General features: G+C 48.4%; 5 protein-coding genes. 3 read left to right on the forward strand and 2 right to left on the reverse strand.

Annotation, left to right across the window (positions count from 1 at the left end; genetic code table 11):
• On the reverse strand, nucleotides 1-910 hold a 910-nt coding region (locus HMPREF1144_RS24655), incomplete at its 3' end, for an IS5 family transposase (RefSeq protein WP_077251539.1).
• A 60-nt stretch (nucleotides 911-970) separates the two neighbouring features.
• Here HMPREF1144_RS24655 and tolA point away from each other — a divergent pair.
• The 3 genes from tolA to HMPREF1144_RS24670 all read left to right on the forward strand — a co-directional run bounded on the left by tolA (nucleotide 971) and on the right by HMPREF1144_RS24670 (nucleotide 2380).
• Entirely contained in the window at nucleotides 971-1405 is a 435-nt protein-coding gene (gene tolA, locus HMPREF1144_RS24660) for a cell envelope integrity protein TolA (RefSeq protein WP_042928448.1), read from the forward strand.
• A gap of 238 nt (nucleotides 1406-1643) precedes the next feature.
• Entirely contained in the window at nucleotides 1644-1910 is a 267-nt protein-coding gene (locus tag HMPREF1144_RS24665; protein ID WP_003026799.1) for a DUF1778 domain-containing protein, read from the forward strand.
• Nucleotides 1898-2380 carry a GNAT family N-acetyltransferase gene (locus tag HMPREF1144_RS24670; RefSeq protein ID WP_009654334.1) on the forward strand — a complete coding sequence of 161 codons (483 nt, stop codon included), beginning with the start codon at nucleotides 1898-1900 and terminating at the stop codon, nucleotides 2378-2380. The genes HMPREF1144_RS24665 and HMPREF1144_RS24670 overlap by 13 nt, the downstream gene beginning before the upstream one ends.
• Nucleotides 2381-2537: 157 nt before the next feature.
• Here HMPREF1144_RS24670 and HMPREF1144_RS24675 read toward each other — a convergent pair.
• Nucleotides 2538-3997: IS3 family transposase (locus HMPREF1144_RS24675; protein WP_009654333.1), on the reverse strand; the 1460-nt coding region annotated here is incomplete at its 5' end.

Here is a 3997-nt window from a genome sequence, read left to right on the forward strand (position 1 = left end):
CCAGGGCCATAGCCTCCGCAACCTGACCATCGTAGTCACGCAGCGTCAGTGAACCCCCGAACAGCTGTTTTACCCGGTACATCGCCGTTTCCGCTATCGAGCGACGGTTGTAATCTGTTGTCCATTTCCACCGCGCATTACTCCCGGTCATTCGCTGATTAGCCACTGCACGGTTACGGTCTGCATATTCACCGGGCCAGTAACCCGCACCTTTTCGGGGAGGGATAAGCGCGCTGATTTTCTTACGCCGCAGTTCATCGTGACAGAGCCGGGTGTCGTAAGCGCCGTCTGCCGATGCTGCCCTGATTTTTCTGTGAGTCTGCCGGATAAGACCCGGGAAGGCTTCTGAGTCCGTCACATTGTTCAGCGACAGGTCAGCGCAGATGATTTCATGTGTTTTACTGTCAACGGCGAGATGCAGCTTACGCCAGATACGGCGGCGTTCCTGGCCATGCTTTTTGACTTTCCATTCGCCTTCACCAAAGACCTTCAGCCCGGTGGAATCAATCACCATATGCGCGATTTCACCTCGGGTGAACGTTTTGAAACTGACATTAACCGACTTTGCTCGCTTGCTGACACTGGTGTAATCCGGGCAACGCAACGGAACATTCATCAGTGTAAAAATGGAATCAATAAAACCCTGTGCAGCCCGCAGGGTCAACCTGAACACGCGTTTAATGACCAGAACGGTGGTGATGGCGAGATCAGAATAGCGCTGAGGTCTTCCCCGTGATGAAGGCGTTGCCGACTCATACCAGGCCTGAATAGCTTCATCATCCAGCCAGAAAGTTATGGAGCCACGGTTGATGAGGGCTTTATTGTAGGTGGGCCAGTTGGTGATTCTGAACTTTTGCTTTGCCACGGAACGGTCTGCGTTGTCGGGAAGATGCGTGATATGATCCTTCAACTCAGTAAAAGTTCGATTTATTCAACAAAGCCACCTGGAGATGAAAACAGGAGTTTTAACATGTATTTAAGAGTGTTGTCAGCGCCCATACTCACCCTTTTTCTACTTATAACTGCCTGTTCAAACCATACTCAAAAAACAAACGTCAGGGTTATGCCCGACAGCGATAAATCTGCGGAAGTTGATGATCTTTTAGGTGGCCTACGATCTCCAACAGTTCCCCCGGAGCATTCAAAAATACTCGGATATGCGACACAAATAAGGAATGCCATTGTTGCCGAAATGTATGAACCCGATGCGCATAAAGGACAAACCTGCTCTATCCGTATCTCTCTTCAGCCTGATGGTTCAGTGAACAGTGCGACAGCAAAAGAGGGTGATGCAAAATTGTGTAAAGCAGCCATTTCAGCGATTACACGAGCAAAAATACCCGCCGCACCAGATGACGAAACATATCAGAGGGTCAAAAATGCCGATCTTGATTTCAGACTATAGAAATGAAGTTTGAGATGGCTTTTGCTGAAAAGACCTTGGGGGCCACATTCCGTGTTTTCACCTTAATGGTGGGATTGTTGAGGATACACTTTAATGTTGCTTCCAGTCTTGCTGTTATGTTTCAACCTGTTGATATTTAATATAAAACTCATTTTCGGCACTTTGAGGTGCATAGCATTTGCTATACGTTCGTGTTGTGTTATGCTTGTATAGCAATCGCTATACAAAAGAGGTGTGTATGAAATCAGATGTTCAACTCAACCTAAGAGCTAAAGAGTCTCAGAGGGCACTCATCGATGCCGCTGCAGAAATCCTTCATAAATCGCGAACCGACTTCATTCTTGAGATGGCCTGCAAGGCTGCGGAGAACGTGATCCTTGATCGCCGTGTTTTCAATTTTAACGACGAACAGTATGCAGAGTTCATCGATATGCTCGATGCACCAGTCGAGGATGAGCCCGCCATTAATAAACTACTGGCAAGGAAACCTCAGTGGGATGTATAACAGCGCCCGAGCCGTTATCCAGCGCCCATCAACTGGCAGAGTTCGTCAGTGGAGAAACGGTACTCGATGAATGGCTAAAACAGAGAGGTTTAAAAAATCAGGCTCTTGGCGCTGCCCGAACGTTCGTTGTTTGCAAGACGGGTACGAAGCAAGTAGCTGGTTTTTACTCTCTGGCCACCGGTAGCGTTAACCATACGGAAGCGACAGGTAGTCTTCGGCGTAACATGCCAGATCCTATACCGGTGATTATACTCGCTCGCCTGGCGGTAGATATCTCATTGCACGTAAAAGGGGTTGGCGCCGATTTACTTCACGATGCGGTTCTACGCTGTTATCGCGTAGCTGAGAATATTGGCGTTCGTGCGATAATGGTTCACGCGCTTACTGAAGAAGCCAAAGGCTTCTATGTTCACCATGGATTTAAGGCATCACAAACTCATGAGCGGACTCTGTTCCTTAAACTTCCATGACTGGTTACTGGAGTGGGGAAGTGACTGACACCGACGTAACATATTGATTATCATATCATTTATTTCAACATTTAACATAATCTTTGTTGTGCGCACTAACATTGTAATGGCTCAATAGTAATGTCCGCCTGGGGGCTGCGGATGTTTTCCTGGACAGTTATGTTGTGATCCCAAGATGCTGTCGGTACTTCACCGGACTCATTGCACCTAATGATAGCTTGATACGCTTCTCGTTATACCAGCGTATGTATCTGTCCAGAAAGCAGATAAATTTTTCCAGCGTTATACCTGCCCAGTTTCTTCCATAGAACATTTCATTTTTGACCCGCCCGAAGAAGCCTTCACACGCCGCATTATCCGACGAGCATCCTTTGCGCGACATGGACCTTATAAGTCCGGATGTGTTGATACGATCAAGCCAACCCGGCCATCGATAATGGCCACCGCGGTCGCTGTGTATCACCGGTTTGTCATTTGCGCTGAGCGTGCTGATCGCATCATCAAGCATGGTATTCACCAGCGTTGCATCCGGGCGTGTTCCTATCGACCAGCTCACTACCTGGCCATCAAAGCAGTCAATAACCGGCGACAGATACACTTTTCCAGCCGGAAGCTGGAACTCGGTGATATCGGTCAGCCACTTTTCATTTGGGCTGCAGGAACTAAAATCCCGGGTGAGCAGATTTTCCGGTGCCGGGCCGATTTCTCCACAGTAAGAGTTGTATCGTCGTCGCCTGGTGCGCTTAACAACGAGCTGTTCTTCTGCCATCAGTCTGCGGACAACCTTCTCAGAAATAAACCGGTTGTTAATACGAAGCATCGCATGAAGACGTCGATAGCCATAGCAGCAGTAGTTTTCCTCAAAGATCTCCGCCATGATCACGCGTATTTCCGCATACTTATCACTCAAGCGCTGGCTGGCTTTGTGGTAAAAATAGCAGCTGCGGGCAAGTTGCAGAACGCCAAGCAACTCAGCAACGGGATACTTTTTCTTAAGGGCATCAACGATCTGGGTTTTCTCCCTGTTCTTCAGGGTCAGAAAGCTGATGCCCAGGTCTTTTTTTATCAGTTCATTCGCTTTTGTCAGTATGTCCCGTTCGAGCTGCAGCTGATGAACCTGCTGTCTGAGACGCTGGATTTCATCGAGCAAAGCATCCTGGTTTTTATCTTTAAGGGCAGCTTTTCGTTTGCGCATGGATTGATAAGCCTCGTCACTGATAAGGTCTTTCTTCCATTTGTACAGGACTGGAACGCTGACGCCTATGTTTTGTGCAACCTTAAGCGCGGTTCCACGTCTGCTGCAGAGCTCTCTGACGGCCTGATCTCTCTCTTCCGGGCTGAAGCATTTGTTTGTGCCTGAGCGAATAACCAGAGGACGGCTGTTCGGGTAAAATTCCCGAATCCAGGATTTGAGAACCTCGTTGCTGGGGTAACCAATGGCGCGACGAGTGAACGACAGGCATCCACCGTGTGTAAGATAATGCTCGACAGCAGCAATTTTCTGCGCACGTGAATAGCGTTCCCTTGGCTTTAAATCTCTGGGTAAATCGCCCTTCTGTTCATAAATCCGCACCCAACGGCTCAACTGTTTTGTGGAAGGATATCCCAGCTCTCTGA

It is taken from the genome of Klebsiella sp. OBRC7 (genome assembly GCF_000293135.1).
Classification (GTDB): domain Bacteria; phylum Pseudomonadota; class Gammaproteobacteria; order Enterobacterales; family Enterobacteriaceae; genus Klebsiella; species Klebsiella michiganensis.

Excerpts from the sequence above, each read along its gene's own strand:
- tolA (WP_042928448.1), top strand. The coding sequence starts at position 971 with ATGTATTTAAGAGTGTTGTCAGCGCCCATACTCACCCTTTTTCTACTT.
- HMPREF1144_RS24665 (WP_003026799.1), top strand. The coding sequence starts at position 1,644 with ATGAAATCAGATGTTCAACTCAACCTAAGAGCTAAAGAGTCTCAGAGG.